Below are 18622 nucleotides of genomic sequence, written 5' to 3'. Positions count from 1 at the left end.
CAGCCCACCACGGCCGGACACCCCAACGGTCCGGCTGGTCGGGCCGACCAGAGCCACCCCCACCAGCCGGAAAACAACCTAAATCACCGGTATTGCGATTAGGCCAGTTCTCCGGGCTTAGGCATGGCAGTACCAGTGTCGCAGATCGACTCGGGGAGCCCAGGCCAGAGCGGGGTGGGGGTGGTCACCCGTGGGTACCAACTGTCAGCGTTGGTCGACCTCGGACGGCCCAGGACTCAGTCTGCCGTCGCCGCAGGTGCCCAGGTGGCAGCGCCACGGCCGTCATTCCATCTGCGCTGGAGCGACCGGGAGCTGTTCCCTGTACGGCCATGTGAAGGTGCGATCGGGTTCGAGATGGGCGTCACCCCAGTGAATGGCATGGATGCCATGCTCGGCGTCAGCCGTGAAGAACACACAGACGAGCCTGGTGGAAGCTCCCAGCTCCTCGAACGCTTCGTGCAGCCCTAGGTACTCCTCGGTCAACAGGTCCTCATCGATGTCGAACAGGGTCTCCGGAGGCTGCGGCCCGTGCGCCCGGAACAGCCGTTGCCGCGTGGGCGACGCGTTGGCGGGCAGCCGGGCCCGGTCCAGTGGCCTGGGCCTGTCGGCGTAGCGGAAGGGGAAGAGTGCGTGATCGTTGATCACTGCGTACTCGTATCCGCGTACGTCTCGTACGGCTTCCCCCAGCTCACGTGCCGTCTCCGCCAGGTGCTCGCGCACCAGACCCGCCAGGGCGACACCGTACGGACTCCGCTTCTTCAGCCCCGCAGCGAGGTGCGCGGCATGAGCCTTCGCGTGCGCCTCGGCCAGCTGCACCGGAACCGCAGCGGCCACCGCGCCGGCATGCCGCCCAAACCGCTCGACGGCCCAGGCCGACGGTCCTACCGGATAGCCACCCAATACCGACATGCAGTACTCCCTCCCCCAGGCCGCGCCTCTGAACTGTGTGACACGTACACGAAGGGCACACAAGGGAGCGATTTAGCCAGACGGGGTCGTACACACTCGTCGGGCGGACTCCTCAAGTACCGGACGGAGTCACAAACTTGCCGGTGTCATCCACGATGACTCCATATGCTTCGAACTCATCCTTGAGGCGATCGAAATCATGGATTCGTTCACCGAAGAGTTCCGTCGCACCCTGATCTGGTCGCGCAATTCGCATAGCGAGCATGCGAACAACGAGAGCGGCCACGGAACTGACGAGGTAGGTTTCCGTCGGATCCGGGAATTGACCTCGATCGAAATGTTTGATCGTATTGTAATTGTTCGCAATTGCCCGCGCGAGGCCAGTAACCGAAGTACAGATAGCCGACCACTCCCACCCGGACTTCTTGAGGCAGCGATACATGTATGTAGCTGTCGTTGGCCTCCCTCCGCGACTGTGCGTCGCAGATTCTCCATCCACGTCACCAATCAAGCTGCCAGCAGCCTCCATGCTCATAGCCGCATTCACGACCAGGTTCTCAAGAATTGCTCCGGGCCGATTCAGTGCACTGACCGCGGGGTGAATAAAGCGAGACCACTCATCGTACTTCTGCGCCCAGCATTCCAGCCCGCGAGGTGACATCATCTTGAAGTCGACAAGTGGGCGGATTAGCTTACCTTGAGAGGGTTCAGGCTTCGCGCTCTCTTTCACCGTGCTTCGGCTGATCAGCTGATAAAAGGGCTGTTCAACGACTCGGCCGTTAAGCGTCTTCCCCGTGAATAGGGGATCCCTGATGTCATGACGACGGAAGTAGATGGCGCAGCCGAAGATGAAAGAGAGAAGCGCAGCGACCTTACGGTGCTCTGCTAGATGCGTATCGATCGACTGGGGTTCATCGAATGAGCTGGTGAGTGACACGGTTTCGTTCACTGTGACGCTGTTTCGTTCAGGGTCGATGTTCCAATCGCTACCCAACCTCATTGTGGCGGATTGCTGTCGCCATTTCACCTCATGCAGACTTGCTACCTCGATGGTCACCTTTTTTACAAGGTTCTCGTCATCGACCTCAGCAGTTCTGTTTATGGCCCCAAATCGGGTCCAGTCAATGAGGCCATCAATGCGTGACCTCATTTCCTTCACTTTCAGAGGAGCGTGAAAGTCTCCATCCCTCCGATGGAGGACGAGATTAGCTGGCGTTATCTTCCCGATTCCGATTCCTCTGGGATAATTTGTAGTGTTGCCGGAATCGCGGCAATCGAAGAGTGAAACATCCCCTTCGAGTGACGTTAGAACCAAGTTTTTCGGAGTCTTACCCGACTTGAACCACTGTACGGTGGCGTCGAATTGAGAGGTTCCAGGGATATCCATGTAAGGAACCTCGACCTGCACGCCGGTGGATTCGTCGAGGTGAAGAGTTGCTGCGACATACGGTGTTTCATCAATGCCGTCGATCAGCATTCCAGTGATTGATTCGCCGAACTTTATAGAGCGTCGCGCAGCCATGACAATCCGTTCCTCGGCCGACCTACGGGCCTCATGTTAGAGCGGCGCGGGTGAGAGCACTGACCTTTTGTAGGTACTAGCCGAGGTTCCGTACGAGGTCGGCGGAGCGGCTTTGGGCTGGAGCTGCTTTGGGGCGAGTGATCATGGCCCCGTAAGCTTCCGGCGCGTCGGGCAGTCTGTGGACCTGCCCGTTAAAGCACGACGTTGGGGCCATGATCTTAGAGGCTCGCCCCAAAGTGGCTGCCTAAAGCCGTGGAGCCGACCGCCCCAGCCACAGGGGGTGTCTCCCACTTCATGCCCGCAGCTCGCGAGCGCGCCGCCGGGCGCGGCCAGCCGGGGCGGAGACAGGAGGCAGGCCGCGCCGCAGAGGCGGCGCGCGCCCGCGCCGTGCGCGGGCCTTGAACCAGTAGAGAAAGTTGTAACTCAGTCGGTGACGTGGGGTTTGAAGGCGTAGGCGCACATGGGGAGTTCGGTTCCCTGACGGTGGGCCAGCGGGAGGAAGAGCGCTGGTCGGATCGTCCACGTGATGCGGGTGCTGGCGTGTGTGATCGTCACCATGCAGGCCTCGGAGCGCAGCAGAGCGCGCCTTGTCTCGACGCGTCCCTCGTACAGCCACGCCCATGCATCGTCCGAGGCTTCCGCGTCGAGTGCCGGCGTGATCGTCCGTAGGGCGACCGCCACCCATCTGTCTGCCTGGGCTGCTGAGTAGGCGTCGAAGGATGCCCGGAATACCGGTCCCTCCGTCGTGTCCCGCAGGTTCTCGGTCCAGCACTCGCACCAGTAGCCGCGGCGGGGCTTGTCCCTCAGCACGGGTGGCCTCCTGGACGTGCGTCGGTGACGAGTTCCACGGTGACCGTGTGGCCGCTTCGGCTTTTGTGGACCACGACTCGGTGGGCGAGTGCGCTGACCATGCTCAGTCCTCGGCCGTGTTCGGCGTGCTGGTCCCGGTGCTCGATCTTCGGGGCCGTGCCTGTGCCTCCGTCGTCCGTGACCGAGAGGGCGATCGCTTGGGGGGAGACGGCTAAGGCCAGATGAAAGTTGCCTGCCTGCCGGCCGCTGGCCGTGTGGAGGATCGCGTTCGCGCTCAGCTCGCTCACGATCAGTTCGGCGTCCTCCGCCAAGGGGGAACCGCGAAGGATGTCCCGCGTCCAACGGCGGGCTCTGCTGACCTCTTCCGGAAATCCTGGGCAACTGAGCCCCCAGACCCGGGCCCCACTCGTATACTCGTGCATACAAGTTCCTTCGTGCTGGTAGGCCGCCATGTGCAGCGGGTTCGGGCTAGACGAGTTTTACGCCGTCGTGGGCGCGTATGGCCGGCGGGGACGCCGCGTCGAGTGCATCCAGGACACGGATCGCGTACGCCTCGTCGGCAAGCTCGGAAACTTCTTCTCGGGTGGCCCAGCGCAGTGCGCGGGTCTCGTCACCGGTGGTGGGCGTGCCGTCGGCGGCCTCGCAGCGGAAGACCAGGGAGACGATCAAGCCCTTCATGTTCTTGTAGACGCCGGTCAGGGTCGCCGGAAGCGCGATCTTGATGCCGGTCTCTTCGAGGACTTCGCGTTGCAGGGCCTCGGGGATGGTCTCCTCGCGTTCGAGGACACCGCCCGGGGGCTCCCACTTGCCGTTGTCACGGCGCTGGATCAAGAGGGCGCGGCCCTGGTCGTCGACGACGACTCCGGCAACGCTCACGGAGTGCGGGCGATCAGTGCTCACGTTCCTCGGCCCTCTCGGCTGACTAGGCTCTCCACCGTAGCAATAAAACTCGCCCACTCGTCTAGATACCTAAAGGAGTACAAAGACGTGAGCCCTCTCCCTTCCGGCCTCCTCGGTGATCTCGACCCCACGAGCGATCGTGCGGTCTTCCGGCAGATCGCCGACCAGCTGCGCGAGGCCATCGACCGTGGGCGATTCCGCGAGGGCGAAAAGCTGCCCTCCGAGGCTGAACTCGTCGAGCATTATGGGGTTTCCCGTATGACCGTTCGAAACTCCTTCGCCGTTCTCCAGGGGGAGGGGCTCGTGCAGGCCGAGCACGGCAAGGGTGTGTTCGTCCGCCCGCGGCCCCCCGTGCGGCGGCTCGCCTCCGACCGCTTCGCCCGCAAGCACCGGGAGCAGGGCAAGTCCGCCTTCCTCGTGGAAGCGGACGCGGTCGGCAGTCATCCCCAGGTCGACAGTCTGGAGGTGAAGGAGGAGAAGGCCGGCCCGGACATCTCCGCACGGCTCGGGTCGGTGCGACGCGTGCTCGCCCGGCGGCGCCGGTACTTGCTCGACGGGCGACCGGTGGAGTTCGCCACCTCCTATCTGCCGCTCGACATCGCCCGCGGTACGCCGATCGCCGAGCCCAACCCCGGGCCCGGCGGCATCTACGCCCGGCTCGAGGAGCTGGGGCACCGCCTTGATCACTTCGAGGAGGAGATCCGTGCCCGGATGCCCTCCCCGGACGAGGTGCGGACGCTGCGGCTGGCCTCCGGCGTGCCGGTCATTCATCTGATCCGGACCGCTTTCGACACCGAGGGGCGGGCCGTGGAGGTGTGCGACACGGTGATGGCGGCGGACGCCTACGTGCTGTCGTACCAGCTCCCGGCGACGTGATCGCGTGAGCGGCGGTGGTGCGCAGGGCTGGTTCTCCGAACTCGTACACACCGACACGCCTACTCGTATAGACGAGTGGGCAAGTCGTATGGCAAGGTGTTCGCGTGATCCCGGCAAGCGGGTTCGCGGGACGTCTCTTGTATAGACGAGTAGATAGGAAGAAGCCTTGCGTACCATCCGCGTCGACACCTCGGCGGCCACGATCCTGCTCACCGAAGCCCCCGAGCCCAAGGTCCGCGACCGGCGGACCGGCGAGATCGCCAAGGACGCCGTGAGCGGTGAAGCGCTGATGACGGTCGGCGTCGTGTACATCGAGGACGGCGAGTCGTCGCTGATCAAGGTCACCGTTCCGGAGAGCGGAGTGTCCGAGGGGCTCGCCCTCGGCTCGCCGGTCTCGCTGCCGGGGCTGGCGGCCCGTCCGTGGGAGAGCGTCTTCAACGGACAGCAGCGGCACGGCATCGCCTTCCGGGCCGCCGCCGTCACTCCGGCCGCTTTCCCGGCCGCCATGGGGGCCACGGCCTGATGACCGACCTGACGACACTCCTGGAGGTGGGCGGCCCTCTCGTCGCGCTCGGCGGCGGGGCTGCCTACGCCCGGACCAAGTATCCGGCGGTTTACTGGTCCACGGTCGGCCTGCCGATCTCCGTCGTCCGGCTGCTCGGCTCGTACGGCTCGGTGATGGAGGCGTGCGGGCTGACCGTGGCGCCGTCCCGGTGGCGGGCCCTGGCGGTCAGGGCCACCACTCGCCGTGAGGTACGGCCCGTGCCTCCCCGCCGGGGCATCATCCGGCCCACTTCGACCGGCTTACGGCTCCGCCTTCGGCTCGCTCCGGGGCAGGAGCCGGCCGACGTCGCCGCCTCGGCGGAACGGCTGCGGCACGCCTGGGGCGTCCACGCCGTCTACGTGACACCGGTCAAGCCGGGCGTGATCGAGCTGCGTCTCGTCGGCTTCGATGTCCTGCGGCGGGTGCGAATGCCGCGCAAGCGCGACGAGGGGCTGTTGCGAGTGCCGGTCGCGCTCCGTGAGGACGCCACCCCGTTCGTGCGCGATTACCGCACCATCCCGCACCAACTCACCCTGGGCGCCACGCGGTCCGGCAAGTCCATGTACCTGCGGCACCTCATCACCGGACTCGCCCGTCAACCGGTCGCCCTGGTCGGCATCGACTGCAAGCGGGGCGTGGAGCTGGCCCCGTTCGCCGACCGGCTCTCCGCACTGGCCACCGACCCGGAACAGGCGGCCGAACTGCTGCCCGTGCTCGTCAAGGAGATGGAGGAACGATACGACCTGATCAAAGCCCGGCAGAACATCGCACCCGGCACCCCGGCAGAAGAGATCACCTCCGACATCTGGGGCCTGCCCGAGAGCGAACGGCCGGTGCCCGTCGTGGTGTTCGTCGACGAGGTGGCCGAACTCTTCCTCGTCACCACGAAGAAGGACGAGGAACGGCGCGACGAGATGGTCACCCAGCTCATCCGCCTCGCCCAGCTCGGCCGGGCCGCCGGTATCCACCTGGAGGTCTGCGGGCAGCGCTTCGGTGCTGAACTGGGCAAGGGAGCCACGATGCTGCGGGCCCAGCTCACCGGCCGTGTCTGCCATCGCGTCAACGACGAAGCCTCCGCGAAAATGGCGCTCGGCGACATCGCCCCCGAAGCGGTCGCGGCTGCCTGTGCCATCGCCCCCGAACGTCCGGGCCTGGCCGTGGCCGGTGACACCTCCGGCGGCTGGTCCCGCATCCGCACGCCCTGCCTCTCCCTCGGTGACGCGGCCCGTATCTGTCAGGAGTCGGCGCACCTCACACCCGACGTGCCCGCACTGAAGCCGTTCCGTCCCGACGTCCCAGACGTTCCCGCCGGTCCCGTCGAGATCCCGACGCCGGTCGTCCAGCCGCTTCCGGCGACCGACTGACTCTCGCCCCACCTCGGCACTCGGTCGGCGTGACTGTCTCACGCCACGTCCCTACCCCGTCATGCCCGATTCCGGAAGGAGCCGCGTCATGCGTGCTCACCTGGCCCGTGTCGACGCGGTGCTCGTCCAAGCGCTCATCGCGGGGGCACTGTCCTTCTCCCACCTGCACGACATCGCCGCGGCGGCCGGACAGGACGGGTGGAAGGCATGGGCCTACCCCGTCTCGGTCGACCTGCTGCTCGTCGCCGCATGGCGCCGACTGCGGTCAGGCGCTGCGAAAGCGGCCGGATGGTGCTGGTTCGTCATCGCCCTCGCCGCGTCCCTCGGCGCCAACGTCGCCACCGCCGGCCTGCTCGACATGCAGCACGTCCCGGCTTGGCTGCGCATCCTCGTCGCCGGATGGCCTGCGGTCGGCTTCCTCGGCGGCACGCTGCTCGCCCATACGGCGTCGACGTCCGCCGTCAGCGCCCCGGACAGCGCTGACGTGGTCGACGACCAGGACGGCCAGGAAGACGCGCCCGATCCGACTCCTGAGCCGGCCGAGCCGGCCGCCTCACCGGAACCGGTGTCCGCGGCTGTACCCGTGCAGCCCACCGTGACCGTCCCGGCCGCGCTCGTCGAGCACGCCCGCAAGATCGCCGCCGAGCACCACAACCGCACCGGAACACCCATGGACACCTCGACCCTGCGCGCCCGCCTCGGCGTTCCCGCGCCACTCGCCGAAGCGATCGCCGCCCGTCTCTGAGAGGAATTCCCATGAGCACGAATCGCCGTTTCCGTGCCGTCGTCCGCATCGGCCCCGTCCAGGTCGGCACGTCGTACGACGGCCCGGGGCCGCGAGAAGCACACCGCCGCCTGCACGGCCCCGCGCTGCGGCTTCTCCGCCGACTACGACAGCCGGGCCGGCGCCGAGCTGGCCGCCCGCACCCACCGCTGCCCCGTCCGCTGAAAGGACCCGCAACCCGTGACCGTCAGCCTGCCGCTCGTCGTCGTCCTCGGCTTCTTCGCCTGGGGAGCGGTCAAGTTCCTCGGCGTCCGCACCTGGGTCGTCGTCCTGGTCGCCCTCTTCGGCTTCTGGCTCTCGCACACCTTCCTCGCCCCCGCCATCGAGTCCGGCACACGTTCGGGCGTGGACATCATCAACGGCTCACATGACTAGACGAGTAGATAAGGAAGGTTCCGTCGTGCTGCTGCCCAAGTACCCCGACAGCCCGACCCCGCCGCCCGCGCACACCCACATCCCGGCCGCCCCGTCGCCTGTATGGCGCTCGCTGCCGCCCGTCTCGATCGGTACCGGGGCGGTCGTGGCCGTGCTCACCGGCGGTGTGGTCCTGACCGCGCTCCTGGCCGCCGTCGCCGTCTCGGCCGTCTCGGTGGCCGTCGCCGCCGTCGTCCTGCGCTCCCTGCTCCGCGAGCACCACCGCCGCTGAGCCCGATCACTTCGCCCCGGGGCGGCCACGACACCGCCAAGCATCCGGCCGCCCCGGGCCCTCACTCCCGACCCGAACAGCCAGAAGGAGACAAGCCATCTTCACCTGTTCCACCCCGCCACCGCTCCCGGAACTGGCCAGACTCGCCGCGCACGGCACCCTGCCCGGTATCCTCCGGCAGCTCTCCGGGCTCGGCGGCTGCACCAACCCGATCCGCCTCGACGGTCACCGCACCGAGTACGACGTCGACACGGTCACCGGCGAGATCGGCCGTGTCCTGCACCACCTCGATTCGGCCGACCTGCCCGCCGGTCAGCTCCTCGTCCGCTGCAACAACCGCCGCACGACCCGCTGTCCGGCCTGCGCCGAGGTGTACCGCCGCGACACCTTCCACCTGATCACCGCCGGGCTGCGCGGTGGCAAGGGCCTGCCCGAACAGGTCGCCGCGCACCCGCGCGTCTTCGCCACCTTCACCGCCCCCAGCTTCGGCCCGGTCCACAACCGCCCCTCCGGCGGCCGTAACTGCCGTTGCGGCATCCGGCACGAGGAAGGCGACGCCGTCCTGGGAACGCCCCTCGACCCGGAGTCCTACGACTACGAAGCGGCCGTGCTGTGGAACGCCCATGCCGGCGCGCTCTGGCGGCGCTTCTCGACCTACCTGCGCCGCGAGGTCGCCAAGCGCGCGGGCCTGTCCCAGCGACAATTCCGCGAGCACGCGCGCGTGTCCTTCGCCAAGGTGGCCGAGTACCAGAAGCGGGGTGCCGTCCACTTCCACGCCGTGATCCGTCTCGACGGGCCCGAGGGCGGCGACACTCCGCCTCCTATCTGGGCCACGGCCGAGCTGCTGACCGATGCCATCCGCGCCGCAGCATCAAGGGTCCGCGTGGACGGTCCGGTCGTCGACGGCCGCGCCCACACCTTCAGCTTCGGCCGACAGCTCGACGTGCGCACCATCCGCTCCGCCGACTTCACAGGCGGCCAGGAGTTAACCGAACGGGCCGTGGCGGCCTACATCGCCAAGTACGCCACCAAGGGCGCCGAGACGGCCACGGGCGCTCTCGACCGGCCGCTGAAGTTCGCGGCCGAACTGGCCCAGCTCGACATCAGCGACCACGCCCGCCGGCTCATCCGCACCGCCTGGACCCTCGGTGCCCGCAAAGACCTGGAACATCTCCGCCTGCGGGCCTGGGCCCACATGCTCGGCTTCCGCGGCCACTTCTCCACCAAATCCCGCTGCTACTCCACCACCCTCGGCGCCCTGCGCGACGCCCGCGCCGCATGGCGCCGGGCGCAAGTCGCTGCGGCCAACGGTCCCGAGCCCGACACGACATACGTCCTCGCCCACTGGGTCTTCGCCGGAACCGGCCTGTCCCACGCCGAGGCCTGGCTCGCCGCATCCCTCGAACCAGCTCCCGGAACGGAAGGAGAACCGACCCATGCGTGATGACGAGCTGCTGACAGTGCCCGAGGTGATGGCGCGGTTGAAGGTCGGTCGCTCCAAGGTCTACGACCTGATCCGGTCCCGTCGCCTGCCCTCGATCACCATCGGTCGGTGCCGCCGCATCCCGGCGTTGGCCGTCCGCGAGTACATCACCAACGAACTGGAGGCGGCCGCCTGATGGCACAGCAGCGCAAACGCAATCCGAACGGCGCGGGCACGATCACCAAGCGCAAGGACGGCCGCTATCAGTGCGCGGTCTACGTGCTTCAGCCGGACGGCACCCGTGCCCGCAAGTTCGCCTACGGCAAGACCTGGGCCGAGTGCGATGCCAAGCGCCGGGAGCTGCTCGAAAAGGTCGACCAGGGCGTGCCCGTGCCGACACGGTCGGCCAGGCTCGCCGAGTGGCTGCCGTACTGGCTGGAGAACGTCATCAAGCCCCGGCGGAAGCTCAGCACGTACGACAAGTACGAGGCACATGTCCGGCTTTACCTGGTGCCGATGCTCGGCGCGAAGCGGCTTGAATCCCTCGGCGTAGCCGACGTGCGCCGTTTCCTCGTCCGCCTGGAGGAGAAGACCACGGCAGCGACGGCCAAGGAAGCACACCGTGTGCTGCGTTCGGCACTGTCCTCCGCCTGCCGTGAGGAGCTGATCACGCGAAACGTCGCCAAGCTCGTCGAACCGCCGCGCACCGACAAGCGCGAGCTGAAGCCCTGGAGCCTGGACGAGACGCTCGACTTCCTGGCCGCCTCGCGCAAGGACCCGCTCTATGCGGCCTTCGTGCTCGCCATCGCCCTGGGGCTTCGCCGAGGAGAGATCGTCGGCCTGCGCTGGTCGGACATCGACCTCGACAACCGCGTCCTCTACGTCCGCCAGCAGGTGCAGCGGCGCCGGGGCGTGCTGTACGACGACGATCCCAAGAGCCGCCGTCGCCGCGCCGTCCCGCTGCCCGCGCTCTGCGTCGCGCCTCTGCGCTGGCACCGGATGCGGCAGGCGGCTGCCCGCGCCAAGGCGGGGGAGAGGTGGCAGGAGTCGGACTATGTCTTCACCACTCGCACTGGTCGCCCGGTCGAGCCGCGGAACCTGTACCGCTCCTTCACCCGTGTCGCCCGGTCCGCCGGCCTTCGGGTGATCCGGCTGCACGATGCCCGGCACGGCACGGCCACGCTTCTTACAGCGGCCGGGGTCGCGCCCCGCGTGGTGATGGAGATCCTGGGCCACTTCCAGATCAGCATCACCATGGACGTGTACACGCACGTCGTGCAGGACACGCAGCGGGAGGCCATGAGCCACATGGACCGCCTGCTCAGGAGGCGTTCGGTCGTCGGTGACCGCCCTCGTTGATGTCAGAAGTGGATGTCAAAGGCCCCGGACCATGATCGATCCGGGGCCTTTTGGCTGGTGCCCCCGGCAGGATTCGAACCTGCGACACCCGCTTTAGGAGAGCGGTGCTCTATCCCCTGAGCTACGAAGGCGAGTCGTGACCTTGGGGTCACAGGCGTCAGCGTACCGGATTGAGGGCGGGTGGGTCAGGCGAGGGGGACATGCGTGAGGCGGATGGTCCTGTGAGGTCCGCTTTGATCAGTGCGGGTGCTCGGCGCAGGGCGGGGAGGAAGGGGGCGAGACACTCCTCGCGGGTGTGGGGCCGCGTGCGGGAGGGGGATGTTCGAGGCGGTGAGCGTGGTGCTTGTGCGGTTCTGGACGGGGCGCGATCGCGCGCACATCCTGTTCCGGTTCTTCGTCTGTCAGGCCGGTTCTTCGTCCATCAGGGTGCCGGCGTTGGGGCGTCATCGCTGCGGCAGGGCTGCACGGTGTGTCACTGCCGTGTCACTCGTACCCGGTAGTTTCCCTTCAGGTCCGCCGATGTCACGTCGATGCGTATGCGTGCCTTGGGGTCCTTGAACGTCTGGCCCGGGGCGAAAGGGGCGTCGGAGAGTTCCGTCTGGACGTTGGGGCTGCGTGTGCAGCCGTCGGAGTTCGGGCGGGCGTCGTGGACCGTGATCGGGCCCTGGCCGGTGTCGACCTCCGCGTCGACCTTGTAGATCAGGATGCCCGGCTGGCAGACCGCCTCGTCGTTGCCCCCGAGGGTGCGCAGCTCGAGGGCGTAGCCGCTGTGTCTGTCGAGGGGGACGAAGACGAGTTTGGGGCCGCCCGCGTGTGCCAGGGGGGTCAGGGTGTACTCGGTCGAGCCGGGCTTGGCCGCGCAGCTCACCTGGTCCGCGTCCAGCCAGCCCAGTTTCCACTTGTGCCAGCCGAGCAGGTCGTTGTTGGCTCCCCAGTCCTCGCTCATGATGTCCCAGTGGCCGACCGCGACCCCGCCTTCCTGGGTGTAGAGGTCGGGCAGGCCGAAGACGTGGCCGTTCTCGTGAGGCAGGACGCGGTAGCCGGTGCTCTCGTAGGAGCCGGAGCCGTCGTCCTGGCGGGAGTAGATGAAGGAGACGTTGGCGAGGGTGACGCCGTTGACGACGGGGGCCCCGGTGTTGGCGGCGAAGGTCACCGACAGGACCGTGTCCAGGGCGGAGGGGCCCGCGTTCGGGGTCATCAGCACGTTGACCAGGTCGTAGTCCCGGAAGTCCACTTTCGGGCCGGCGGCCTTCGCTATGTCCTGGACCAGTTGACGGTAGCCGGGCTCGAACGGGGCGCCGCGCTCCACGCCGTACTCCTCGAACGGTCTCGGCATGCGCAGCCAGTCGCGTATCGGAACCGCCGGGCGGTAGTCCAGACGGCCGTAGGAGGCGGTGCGGAACCACTCCTGGGTCTGCGGGAAGAACTCGTGGAAGCGGTCGAGTGCGTCGCCCTCGCCGGGCGCGTCGGAGAAGTCGACCATCAGGGTCAGGGCGTGCACGGTGCCGGTGGAGGGGGCGTATGCGCCCCTGGTGGGGACGCCCTCCGACATCTGTACGGCGGGGGAGCCGCTGATCATGCAGGGGGTGAGGGCGGGGGAGAAGGACAGTCTGGCCGGTCCGGCCCCGCTTCCCGTGACGCTCGCCGTGAGGTGCCCGGCTCCCGCGGAGGTGCTGACTGCGAGGGTCAGCATGGTGACGGAGGCGAAGGCGGCCACGCGGCGCTTGCGTATCGGGTGGCGGGGCGACTGCGGCTGCATACAGGAACCCTTCACGCCAGGCAGCCGTCAGTTTCCGGCTGCACCCTGCCATCACCCTGTGTTGCGGGGGCGGTTGGCGCGCGTTGGAGCCGTCCGGTCGTGGGACACCTCGCCCGGACGTGGGAACGGGTGCGCCCAAGTGGGTGTGGTTCGGGGCGTACAGGATTGGTGGCCGGGCGGGCGTGGTCCGGGGGCCGGGGGATGCGCGACGGGGTGAGGGTGGCTCAGGTCGGATGCGGGTCCTGGGGAGGGGACTTGTGGGGGGTGGGGCATGGCCGGGAGCCTCTTCCCCGTTCGGCCCGGGGCGCGTGAGCAGTGCCCTTGCCTGTGGCTCCGTCCGGTAGGGGCTGGGTGTCTTCGGGCGGCGGTCGGGTACGAGGTGCCACCGGTGAGGAAAGGACGAGGCGGAGGCCGGTCGTCGCTCGCTGAGGCGGTGCCTGCCTCAGCGGAGCCAGGGCAGGTCCGCGCCCGCCTCGTTCGGCTGGAGGCCCTCGGCGACGATCTGCATGATCTCGCCGAGGGACTTCTGCTGTTCGGGGCTGAGCCGGTCGAACAGCGCCTGGCGTACGGCGGCCACATGGCCCGGCGCGGTACGCCGCAGCACGTCCATGCCCTGGTCGGTCAGTACCGCGAACTGGCCCCGCTTGTCGGAGGGGCAGTTCTCGCGGCGCACCCAGCCGTTCGTCTCCAGGCGGGCGATCGCGTGCGAGAGGCGGGAACGGGTGATCTTGGCGTCCATGGCCAGCTCGGTCATCCGCAGCCGGCGGTCCGGGGCCTCGGCGAGCCTGACCAGGAGGCTGTAGTAGAGGTGCGGCATGCCCGCGTCGCGCTGCAGCTGACGGTCGAGGTGGTCCTCGAGGAGGGTGGTGGCGTGCAGGTAGGAGCGCCAGACGCGCTGCTCCTCGACGGTGAGCCAGCGGTGGGTCCCGGTGGGGGCGGGCTCGGGCGCGGATGCGGATGCGGGTGCCGTGTTCATGCGTCCACTGTACGAGCAGGTGCTTGAAGATTAAACAAAAGCGGCGTAGTCTCGAGATGGAACTTTAGAGTTCAAGTAAATCGTTTCCAGGTGCCGCCGCACCGGAGGGAGCCGCCGTCATGTCCACCGCCGCCCCGGAGCGCATGCCCGTCCTCTATCTCAGCCACGGCGCCCCGCCGCTCGCGGACGACCCCGTCTGGCCCGGTCAGCTCGCCGCCTGGTCCGCCGCCCTGCCCCGCCCCAAGGCGATCCTCGTGGTCTCCGCGCACTGGGAGGAGGCCCCGCTGGCCGTCGGCGCCACCGAGACCGTTCCGCTCGTCTACGACTTCTGGGGCTTCCCCGAGCGCTACTACCGGGTGCGGTACGACGCCCCCGGCGCCCCCGGACTCGCCGAGAGCGTGCGGAAACTGCTGCGCTCTCCCGGCATGCCCGTGCAGGACGTCCCCGACCGCGGCCTCGACCACGGCGCCTATGTGCCGCTCGCCGAGATGTTCCCCGAGGCCGACGTCCCCGTGCTCCAGGTGTCCATGCCGACCCTCGATCCGGTCCGGCTCATGGACATCGGCCGCAGGCTCGCGCCGCTGCGCGACGAGGGCGTGCTGATCATCGGCTCCGGCTTCTTCACCCACAATCTGGCCGCGCTGCGGTACGCCGGCAACGGCGTCCCCAGCTGGTCCGCGGAGTTCGACGACTGGGGGCGGCGCGCCCTGGAGGCCCGTGACTGGGACGCCCTGCTGAACTTCCTCGACAAGGCCCCGGCCGGCCGCTACGCCCACCCGCGCACCGAGCACTTCGCCCCGCTGTTCGTGACCATGGGCGCCGCGGAGGCCGGCGGCGGGCTGGACGCGCAGAAGTCGGTGATCGACGGCTTCTGGATGGGGCTGGCGAAGAGGTCGGTGCAGTTCGGCTGATGCGGCCGGGAAAGTTCGGCCGATGTGGCCGGGAAGTGAGACGTGCGCGCCTTTGCTGCGTATGAGGAGAGTGCGGAGCGGGAGGATTTTCCCGAGAGTCCGGGGTTGCGGCAACCTTCCGCCGGTCCAGCTCGTCCATAAGGGTGGAAGGCGGTCGAGAGTGACGTACTGCTGCTCCATTGGTGTGAGGGGGATCTCATTTCCGGGGGTGTCGAAGGTGCCCACGGAGGCTCTCGGGGAGCTCTCGGCCCCGCTCTGACCTGCGGTTGTGCGGGCCGTCGGCGAGGAGGCCGGGCGGTTGCGGCGCGGCAGGGTACTGCATGATCAGAAAAATTGGGGGTGGCTTGGGAATTCTGTCCTGATTCAGGTCGTTGTTTCCATCGGATGCAGGGCACCCGAGCGGAGTTCTCAGGACTCTGGAGGGCGTGCCAAGCGTCCCGAGGACCACCCGCTGACCCCACCATCGCAAGGGAGCACGCATGGCAACCCGCGCCGTCGCCCGTCGTCAGTCCGCCATCGGCGAGACGGTCGACGCGGCAAGCAGTGTTCGCGCCCACGACGGCGAGATCGCCGAACGCGACCTGGTCGGCATGTATCTCGACGAGATCGCGCGTACACCGCTGCTCGACGCCGCCAAGGAGGTCGAGCTGTCCCAGATGATCGAGGCGGGTGTGTTCGCACAGCAGATCCTCGACGGGTACGAGGAGTCCACGACGGACGCCACCCGAGAGGAACTCGAGGCCCTGGTCGCCCAGGGGGAGTGGGCCAAGGACATCTTCATCCGCTCCAACCTGCGCCTGGTCGTCGCCGTCGCCCGCCGCTACCCGCGCAGCGGCCTGCCCCTGCTGGACCTGATCCAGGAGGGCAACGCCGGCCTGGTGCGCGCGGTGGAGAAGTTCGACTACCGCAAGGGCTTCAAGTTCTCGACGTACGCCACCTGGTGGATACGCCAGGCGATCACGCGCTCGATCGCGGACCAGTCCCGTACGATCCGGCTGCCCGTCCACCTGGTGGAGGAGCTGGGACGCATCCGCCGTGTGCAGCGCGACTTCAATCGCGAGCACGGCCGTGACCCGGAGCCCGCGGAGATCGCCGAGGAGCTCGGCTCGACGCCCGAGCGGGTGACGGACGTCCTGGACTGGGCCCGGGACCCGGTCTCGCTGAACATGTCGGTGGACGACGAGGGCGAGACCCAGTTCGGTGACCTCCTGGAGGACACCTCCGCGGTGTCGCCCGAGCAGTCGGTGCTGACCCTGCTGCGCAGTGAGGAGCTGGACGAGCTGATCAGCCGCCTCGACCAGCGCACGGCGTCCATCATCAAGATGCGGTACGGCATCGAGGACGGCCGTGAGCGCACGCTGACCGAGGTGGGCAAGGAGCACGGCCTCACCCGCGAACGCATCCGTCAGATCGAGAAGCACGCGCTGCTGGAGCTGAAGAAGCTGGCCCGTGACACCGGCTTCGACGCGGCGGCGTGACGCGAGCGACCGTATCGGCGGTGCCGCCGACCGCGTACGCCCGGTGGCGAAAGACCGCGCAAACATGGCCGTGTACCGTCGCTTCAAGCGGCGGGGCCGTGGGAACAACCCTTCAAAACCCAGGAGTTCGTCCCTGGGGGCCGGCTCCGGTCCCTTCGGGACGTGCCTGATGTCATGAGCACGTACCAACACCCCGAGCCGAGTCCCGACGCACTCCCCCCGGCGCCGGGACTCTCCCCGAGCCGGGCTTCGGTGCCTCCCCCCGAGCGCTGAAGCCCGGCTCCGCCTTTGTCCGGGGTGATCCTTCGGCTCTCGTGCGGCCGGTCCGGTCTCATTCGGCCGCCGTCGGGCTGTCCGTCCGCTCAGGTGCCGTCCGGATCGTGGATCGTGCCCGAGTGCTGCCGGGGTGCTGTCCGGGTGTGCGGGAGAGGCAGGGTGCCCCGGATCTGAACCCCGGGTTCCTCGCCGGAGGGCGGAGGGTGCCGCACGGGCACGGCCGACCGGTGCGGTCCGGCTTCGCCCTTCCCCGCGCGGAAGTCCGTTCATGTCTGATTGGATGCCCGAGTGTGTTTACTTTTCGGGGATGTCGGCGTAGTCTCCGGGCTGAGCCACAGGTTCGGACATCGGTCGGAGGCAAACGGACATGTACGCAGCGGAGCGGCAGCAGGAGATCCTCCGGCTCGCCCGGGAGGGCGGACGGGTGGATGTCGTGTCGCTCGCCGAGGAGTTCCAGGTGACGGCGGAGACGATCCGCCGCGATCTGAAGGTCCTCGACCGGGCCGGTCTGCTGCGCCGGGTGCACGGCGGGGCCATCCCGGCCGGCCGCCTCGACTTCGAGCCGGACCTCGCCGAGCGCGAGTCGACCGCGGCCGAGGAGAAGGACCGCATCGCCAAGGCGGCCCTGGCCGAGCTGCCGGCCGAGGGCACGCTCATCCTCGACGCCGGTACGACGGTGGCCCGCCTGGCCGCCGCCCTCCCCCTGGAGGCCGAGCTCACCGTCGTCACGCACTCCCTGCCGATCGCGGCCCGCCTCGCGGACCACCCCGGGCTGCAGCTCCACCTCGTGGGCGGACGGGTGCGCACCCGTACGCGCGCCGCCGTGGACGCCTGGGCGCTGCGTGCCTACGGCGAGATCCGCGCCGACGTGCTGTTCGTCGCCGCCAACGGATTCTCCGTCGAGCACGGTCTGACCACTCCCGACCTCGCCGAGGCCGCGGTGAAGCGCGCGGCGATCGCCGCCGCCCGCCGCGTGGTGCTGCTCGCCGACTCCACCAAGTACGGCCAGGAGCACTTCGCCCGTTTCGGCGATCTGAGCGACGTGGATCTGCTGATCACCGACAGCGGGCTGAGCCCCGAGGACGCGGCCGCCCTCGAGCGCGACGGCACGGAAGTGGTCCGCGCATGATCGTCACCGTCACCCCCAACCCCTCCCTGGACCGCACCTACGAGATCCCCTCGCTCGAGCGCGGCGAGATCGTCCGGGCCACCGGCGAGCGCATGGACCCGGGCGGCAAGGGCGTGAACGTCTCGCGTGCGGTCGCGGCCGCCGGGCGGCGCACCGTCGCCGTGCTGCCCCTGGGCGGTGCGCCGGGCGCGCTCGTCGCGGACCTGCTCCACGCACAGGGCATCGAGGTCGCACCGGTCCCGATCGCCGGAGCCACCCGCTCCAACATCGCGCTCGCCGAGACCGACGGCGTACTGACGAAGATCAACGCTCCGGGGCCCGAACTCTCGGCGCAGGAGCAGGAGGCGCTGCTGGAGACCGTACGGCGGCAGTCGCGCGGCGCCGACTGGATCGCCTGCTGCGGCAGCCTGCCGCGCGGGCTCGCCCCCTCCTGGTACGCCGACCTGGTCGCGCGGGTGCACGACGGCGGGGCGCGCATCGCGCTGGACACCTCCGGGCCCGCGCTGCTGGAGGCCCTGCGCGAGGGCCCGGACGTGGTCAAGCCCAACGCCGAGGAACTCGCCGAAGCCGTCGGGCGCCCCCTGGTGACGGTCGGCGACGCGGTGAAGGCGGCCGAGGAGCTGCGCGGGCTGGGCGCCCGCACCGTGCTCGCCAGCCTGGGCGCCGACGGGCAGCTGCTCGTCGACGGCGACGGCACCTGGTACGGCAGCGCACCCGTCGACGCCGTCCGCAGCAACGTCGGCGCGGGCGACTCCTCCCTCGCCGGCTTCCTGGTCGCCGGCGGCACCGGTCCCCGGGCCCTGGCCCTCGCCGTCGCACACGGCGCCGCCGCCGTCCGGCTGCCGGGCAGCGTGATGCCGACGCCCGCCGATCTGAACCCGGCGGCGGTGTCGGTCACCGCGGACGTGCCCCTGGACCGCCCGCTGACGGAGCCGGTGCCATGACCGCCCGCCGGC

At 68.7% G+C, this 18622-nt stretch carries 20 protein-coding genes, 1 tRNA gene and 1 pseudogene; 14 read left to right on the top strand and 8 right to left on the bottom strand.

The window, feature by feature from the left end:
- Window positions 1-282 precede the first annotated feature (282 nt).
- The 5 genes from ABD224_RS16005 to ABD224_RS15985 all read right to left on the bottom strand — a co-directional run bounded on the left by ABD224_RS16005 (window position 283) and on the right by ABD224_RS15985 (window position 4117).
- On the bottom strand, window positions 283-909 hold the full coding sequence (locus ABD224_RS16005; RefSeq protein ID WP_344050254.1) for a hypothetical protein: 627 nt from the start codon (window positions 907-909) through the stop codon (window positions 283-285).
- A 112-nt stretch (window positions 910-1021) separates the two neighbouring features.
- Window positions 1022-2431 (bottom strand): ApeA N-terminal domain 1-containing protein, encoded by a 1410-nt coding sequence (locus tag ABD224_RS16000; RefSeq protein ID WP_344050253.1) that lies wholly within the window; start codon window positions 2429-2431, stop codon window positions 1022-1024.
- Between the two features lie 423 nt (window positions 2432-2854).
- A complete protein-coding gene (locus tag ABD224_RS15995; protein WP_344050252.1) occupies window positions 2855-3241 on the bottom strand; it encodes a hypothetical protein in 387 nt (128 codons plus the stop codon).
- A complete protein-coding gene (locus ABD224_RS15990; protein WP_344050251.1) occupies window positions 3235-3663 on the bottom strand; it encodes an ATP-binding protein in 429 nt (142 codons plus the stop codon). The genes ABD224_RS15995 and ABD224_RS15990 overlap by 7 nt, the downstream gene beginning before the upstream one ends.
- A 46-nt stretch (window positions 3664-3709) precedes the next feature.
- The gene (locus tag ABD224_RS15985; protein WP_067396181.1) at window positions 3710-4117 is read right to left on the bottom strand and encodes an NUDIX hydrolase; all 408 of its coding nucleotides are present in this window, start codon (window positions 4115-4117) and stop codon (window positions 3710-3712) included.
- 111 nt (window positions 4118-4228) lie between these two features.
- On the opposite strand from ABD224_RS15985, the gene ABD224_RS15980 reads away from it, so the two are divergent.
- From ABD224_RS15980 to ABD224_RS15935, 10 genes and pseudogenes are all read left to right on the top strand, one after another.
- The gene (locus tag ABD224_RS15980) at window positions 4229-5017 is read left to right on the top strand and encodes a GntR family transcriptional regulator (protein ID WP_344050250.1); all 789 of its coding nucleotides are present in this window, start codon (window positions 4229-4231) and stop codon (window positions 5015-5017) included.
- Between the two features lie 166 nt (window positions 5018-5183).
- A complete protein-coding gene (locus ABD224_RS15975; protein ID WP_067396186.1) occupies window positions 5184-5540 on the top strand; it encodes an SCO3933 family regulatory protein in 357 nt (118 codons plus the stop codon).
- On the top strand, window positions 5540-6925 hold the full coding sequence (locus ABD224_RS15970) for an FtsK/SpoIIIE domain-containing protein (protein WP_344050249.1): 1386 nt from the start codon (window positions 5540-5542) through the stop codon (window positions 6923-6925). The genes ABD224_RS15975 and ABD224_RS15970 overlap by 1 nt, the downstream gene beginning before the upstream one ends.
- Window positions 6926-7013: 88 nt before the next feature.
- Complete coding sequence (locus ABD224_RS15965; RefSeq protein ID WP_344050248.1) at window positions 7014-7670, top strand: DUF2637 domain-containing protein; 657 nt, start codon at window positions 7014-7016, stop codon at window positions 7668-7670.
- An 11-nt stretch (window positions 7671-7681) separates the two neighbouring features.
- Window positions 7682-7874: pseudogene (locus tag ABD224_RS15960) on the top strand (mobile element transfer protein).
- A 15-nt stretch (window positions 7875-7889) separates the two neighbouring features.
- Complete coding sequence (locus ABD224_RS15955; RefSeq protein WP_344050247.1) at window positions 7890-8084, top strand: hypothetical protein; 195 nt, start codon at window positions 7890-7892, stop codon at window positions 8082-8084.
- A 25-nt stretch (window positions 8085-8109) separates the two neighbouring features.
- Window positions 8110-8355 carry a SpdD protein gene (locus tag ABD224_RS15950; protein ID WP_344050246.1) on the top strand — a complete coding sequence of 82 codons (246 nt, stop codon included), beginning with the start codon at window positions 8110-8112 and terminating at the stop codon, window positions 8353-8355.
- 160 nt (window positions 8356-8515) lie between these two features.
- Complete coding sequence (locus tag ABD224_RS15945; protein ID WP_344050261.1) at window positions 8516-9799, top strand: replication initiator; 1284 nt, start codon at window positions 8516-8518, stop codon at window positions 9797-9799.
- Entirely contained in the window at window positions 9792-9974 is a 183-nt protein-coding gene (locus ABD224_RS15940) for a helix-turn-helix domain-containing protein (RefSeq protein ID WP_344050244.1), read from the top strand. Before ABD224_RS15945 ends, ABD224_RS15940 begins: the two co-directional genes overlap by 8 nt.
- Window positions 9974-11137 (top strand): tyrosine-type recombinase/integrase, encoded by a 1164-nt coding sequence (locus ABD224_RS15935; RefSeq protein WP_344050242.1) that lies wholly within the window; start codon window positions 9974-9976, stop codon window positions 11135-11137. The genes ABD224_RS15940 and ABD224_RS15935 overlap by 1 nt, the downstream gene beginning before the upstream one ends.
- 55 nt (window positions 11138-11192) lie before the next feature.
- On the opposite strand, the gene ABD224_RS15930 is transcribed toward ABD224_RS15935, so the two are convergent.
- From ABD224_RS15930 to ABD224_RS15920, 3 genes are all read right to left on the bottom strand, one after another.
- Window positions 11193-11268, bottom strand: a tRNA-Arg gene (locus ABD224_RS15930).
- Window positions 11269-11609: 341 nt separating this feature from the next.
- Complete coding sequence (locus ABD224_RS15925) at window positions 11610-12896, bottom strand: M6 family metalloprotease domain-containing protein (protein ID WP_344050241.1); 1287 nt, start codon at window positions 12894-12896, stop codon at window positions 11610-11612.
- 442 nt (window positions 12897-13338) lie between these two features.
- A complete protein-coding gene (locus ABD224_RS15920; RefSeq protein ID WP_344050240.1) occupies window positions 13339-13872 on the bottom strand; it encodes a MarR family winged helix-turn-helix transcriptional regulator in 534 nt (177 codons plus the stop codon).
- A 119-nt stretch (window positions 13873-13991) separates the two neighbouring features.
- Here ABD224_RS15920 and ABD224_RS15915 point away from each other — a divergent pair, with 119 nt between their 5' ends.
- From ABD224_RS15915 to pfkB, 4 genes are all read left to right on the top strand, one after another.
- Window positions 13992-14783, top strand: a complete 792-nt coding sequence (locus ABD224_RS15915) for a dioxygenase family protein (protein WP_344050239.1) — start codon at window positions 13992-13994, stop codon at window positions 14781-14783.
- A 479-nt stretch (window positions 14784-15262) separates the two neighbouring features.
- Window positions 15263-16261: a sigma-70 family RNA polymerase sigma factor gene (locus tag ABD224_RS15910; RefSeq protein ID WP_344050238.1), complete on the top strand. Its 999-nt coding sequence runs from the start codon at window positions 15263-15265 to the stop codon at window positions 16259-16261.
- Window positions 16262-16904: 643 nt separating this feature from the next.
- Window positions 16905-17666 carry a DeoR/GlpR family DNA-binding transcription regulator gene (locus ABD224_RS15905; RefSeq protein ID WP_344050237.1) on the top strand — a complete coding sequence of 254 codons (762 nt, stop codon included), beginning with the start codon at window positions 16905-16907 and terminating at the stop codon, window positions 17664-17666.
- A complete protein-coding gene (pfkB, locus tag ABD224_RS15900) occupies window positions 17663-18610 on the top strand; it encodes a 1-phosphofructokinase (protein ID WP_344050236.1) in 948 nt (315 codons plus the stop codon). Before ABD224_RS15905 ends, pfkB begins: the two co-directional genes overlap by 4 nt.
- Window positions 18611-18622 lie beyond the last annotated feature (12 nt).

The organism is Streptomyces thermoalcalitolerans (genome assembly GCF_039525155.1).
Classification (GTDB): domain Bacteria; phylum Actinomycetota; class Actinomycetes; order Streptomycetales; family Streptomycetaceae; genus Streptomyces; species Streptomyces thermovulgaris.
The sequence above is the reverse complement of the archived record's forward strand: the minus strand, read 5'-3'. Positions and strand labels throughout refer to the sequence as shown.

Excerpts from the sequence above, each read along its gene's own strand:
- ABD224_RS16005 (WP_344050254.1), bottom strand. The coding sequence starts at position 909 with ATGTCGGTATTGGGTGGCTATCCGGTAGGACCGTCGGCCTGGGCCGTC.
- ABD224_RS16000 (WP_344050253.1), bottom strand. The coding sequence starts at position 2,431 with ATGGCTGCGCGACGCTCTATAAAGTTCGGCGAATCAATCACTGGAATG.
- ABD224_RS15990 (WP_344050251.1), bottom strand. The coding sequence starts at position 3,663 with ATGCACGAGTATACGAGTGGGGCCCGGGTCTGGGGGCTCAGTTGCCCA.
- ABD224_RS15970 (WP_344050249.1), top strand. The coding sequence starts at position 5,540 with ATGACCGACCTGACGACACTCCTGGAGGTGGGCGGCCCTCTCGTCGCG.
- ABD224_RS15965 (WP_344050248.1), top strand. The coding sequence starts at position 7,014 with ATGCGTGCTCACCTGGCCCGTGTCGACGCGGTGCTCGTCCAAGCGCTC.
- ABD224_RS15940 (WP_344050244.1), top strand. The coding sequence starts at position 9,792 with ATGCGTGATGACGAGCTGCTGACAGTGCCCGAGGTGATGGCGCGGTTG.
- ABD224_RS15935 (WP_344050242.1), top strand. The coding sequence starts at position 9,974 with ATGGCACAGCAGCGCAAACGCAATCCGAACGGCGCGGGCACGATCACC.
- ABD224_RS15925 (WP_344050241.1), bottom strand. The coding sequence starts at position 12,896 with ATGCAGCCGCAGTCGCCCCGCCACCCGATACGCAAGCGCCGCGTGGCC.
- ABD224_RS15920 (WP_344050240.1), bottom strand. The coding sequence starts at position 13,872 with ATGAACACGGCACCCGCATCCGCATCCGCGCCCGAGCCCGCCCCCACC.
- ABD224_RS15915 (WP_344050239.1), top strand. The coding sequence starts at position 13,992 with ATGTCCACCGCCGCCCCGGAGCGCATGCCCGTCCTCTATCTCAGCCAC.
- ABD224_RS15910 (WP_344050238.1), top strand. The coding sequence starts at position 15,263 with ATGGCAACCCGCGCCGTCGCCCGTCGTCAGTCCGCCATCGGCGAGACG.
- ABD224_RS15905 (WP_344050237.1), top strand. The coding sequence starts at position 16,905 with ATGTACGCAGCGGAGCGGCAGCAGGAGATCCTCCGGCTCGCCCGGGAG.
- pfkB (WP_344050236.1), top strand. The coding sequence starts at position 17,663 with ATGATCGTCACCGTCACCCCCAACCCCTCCCTGGACCGCACCTACGAG.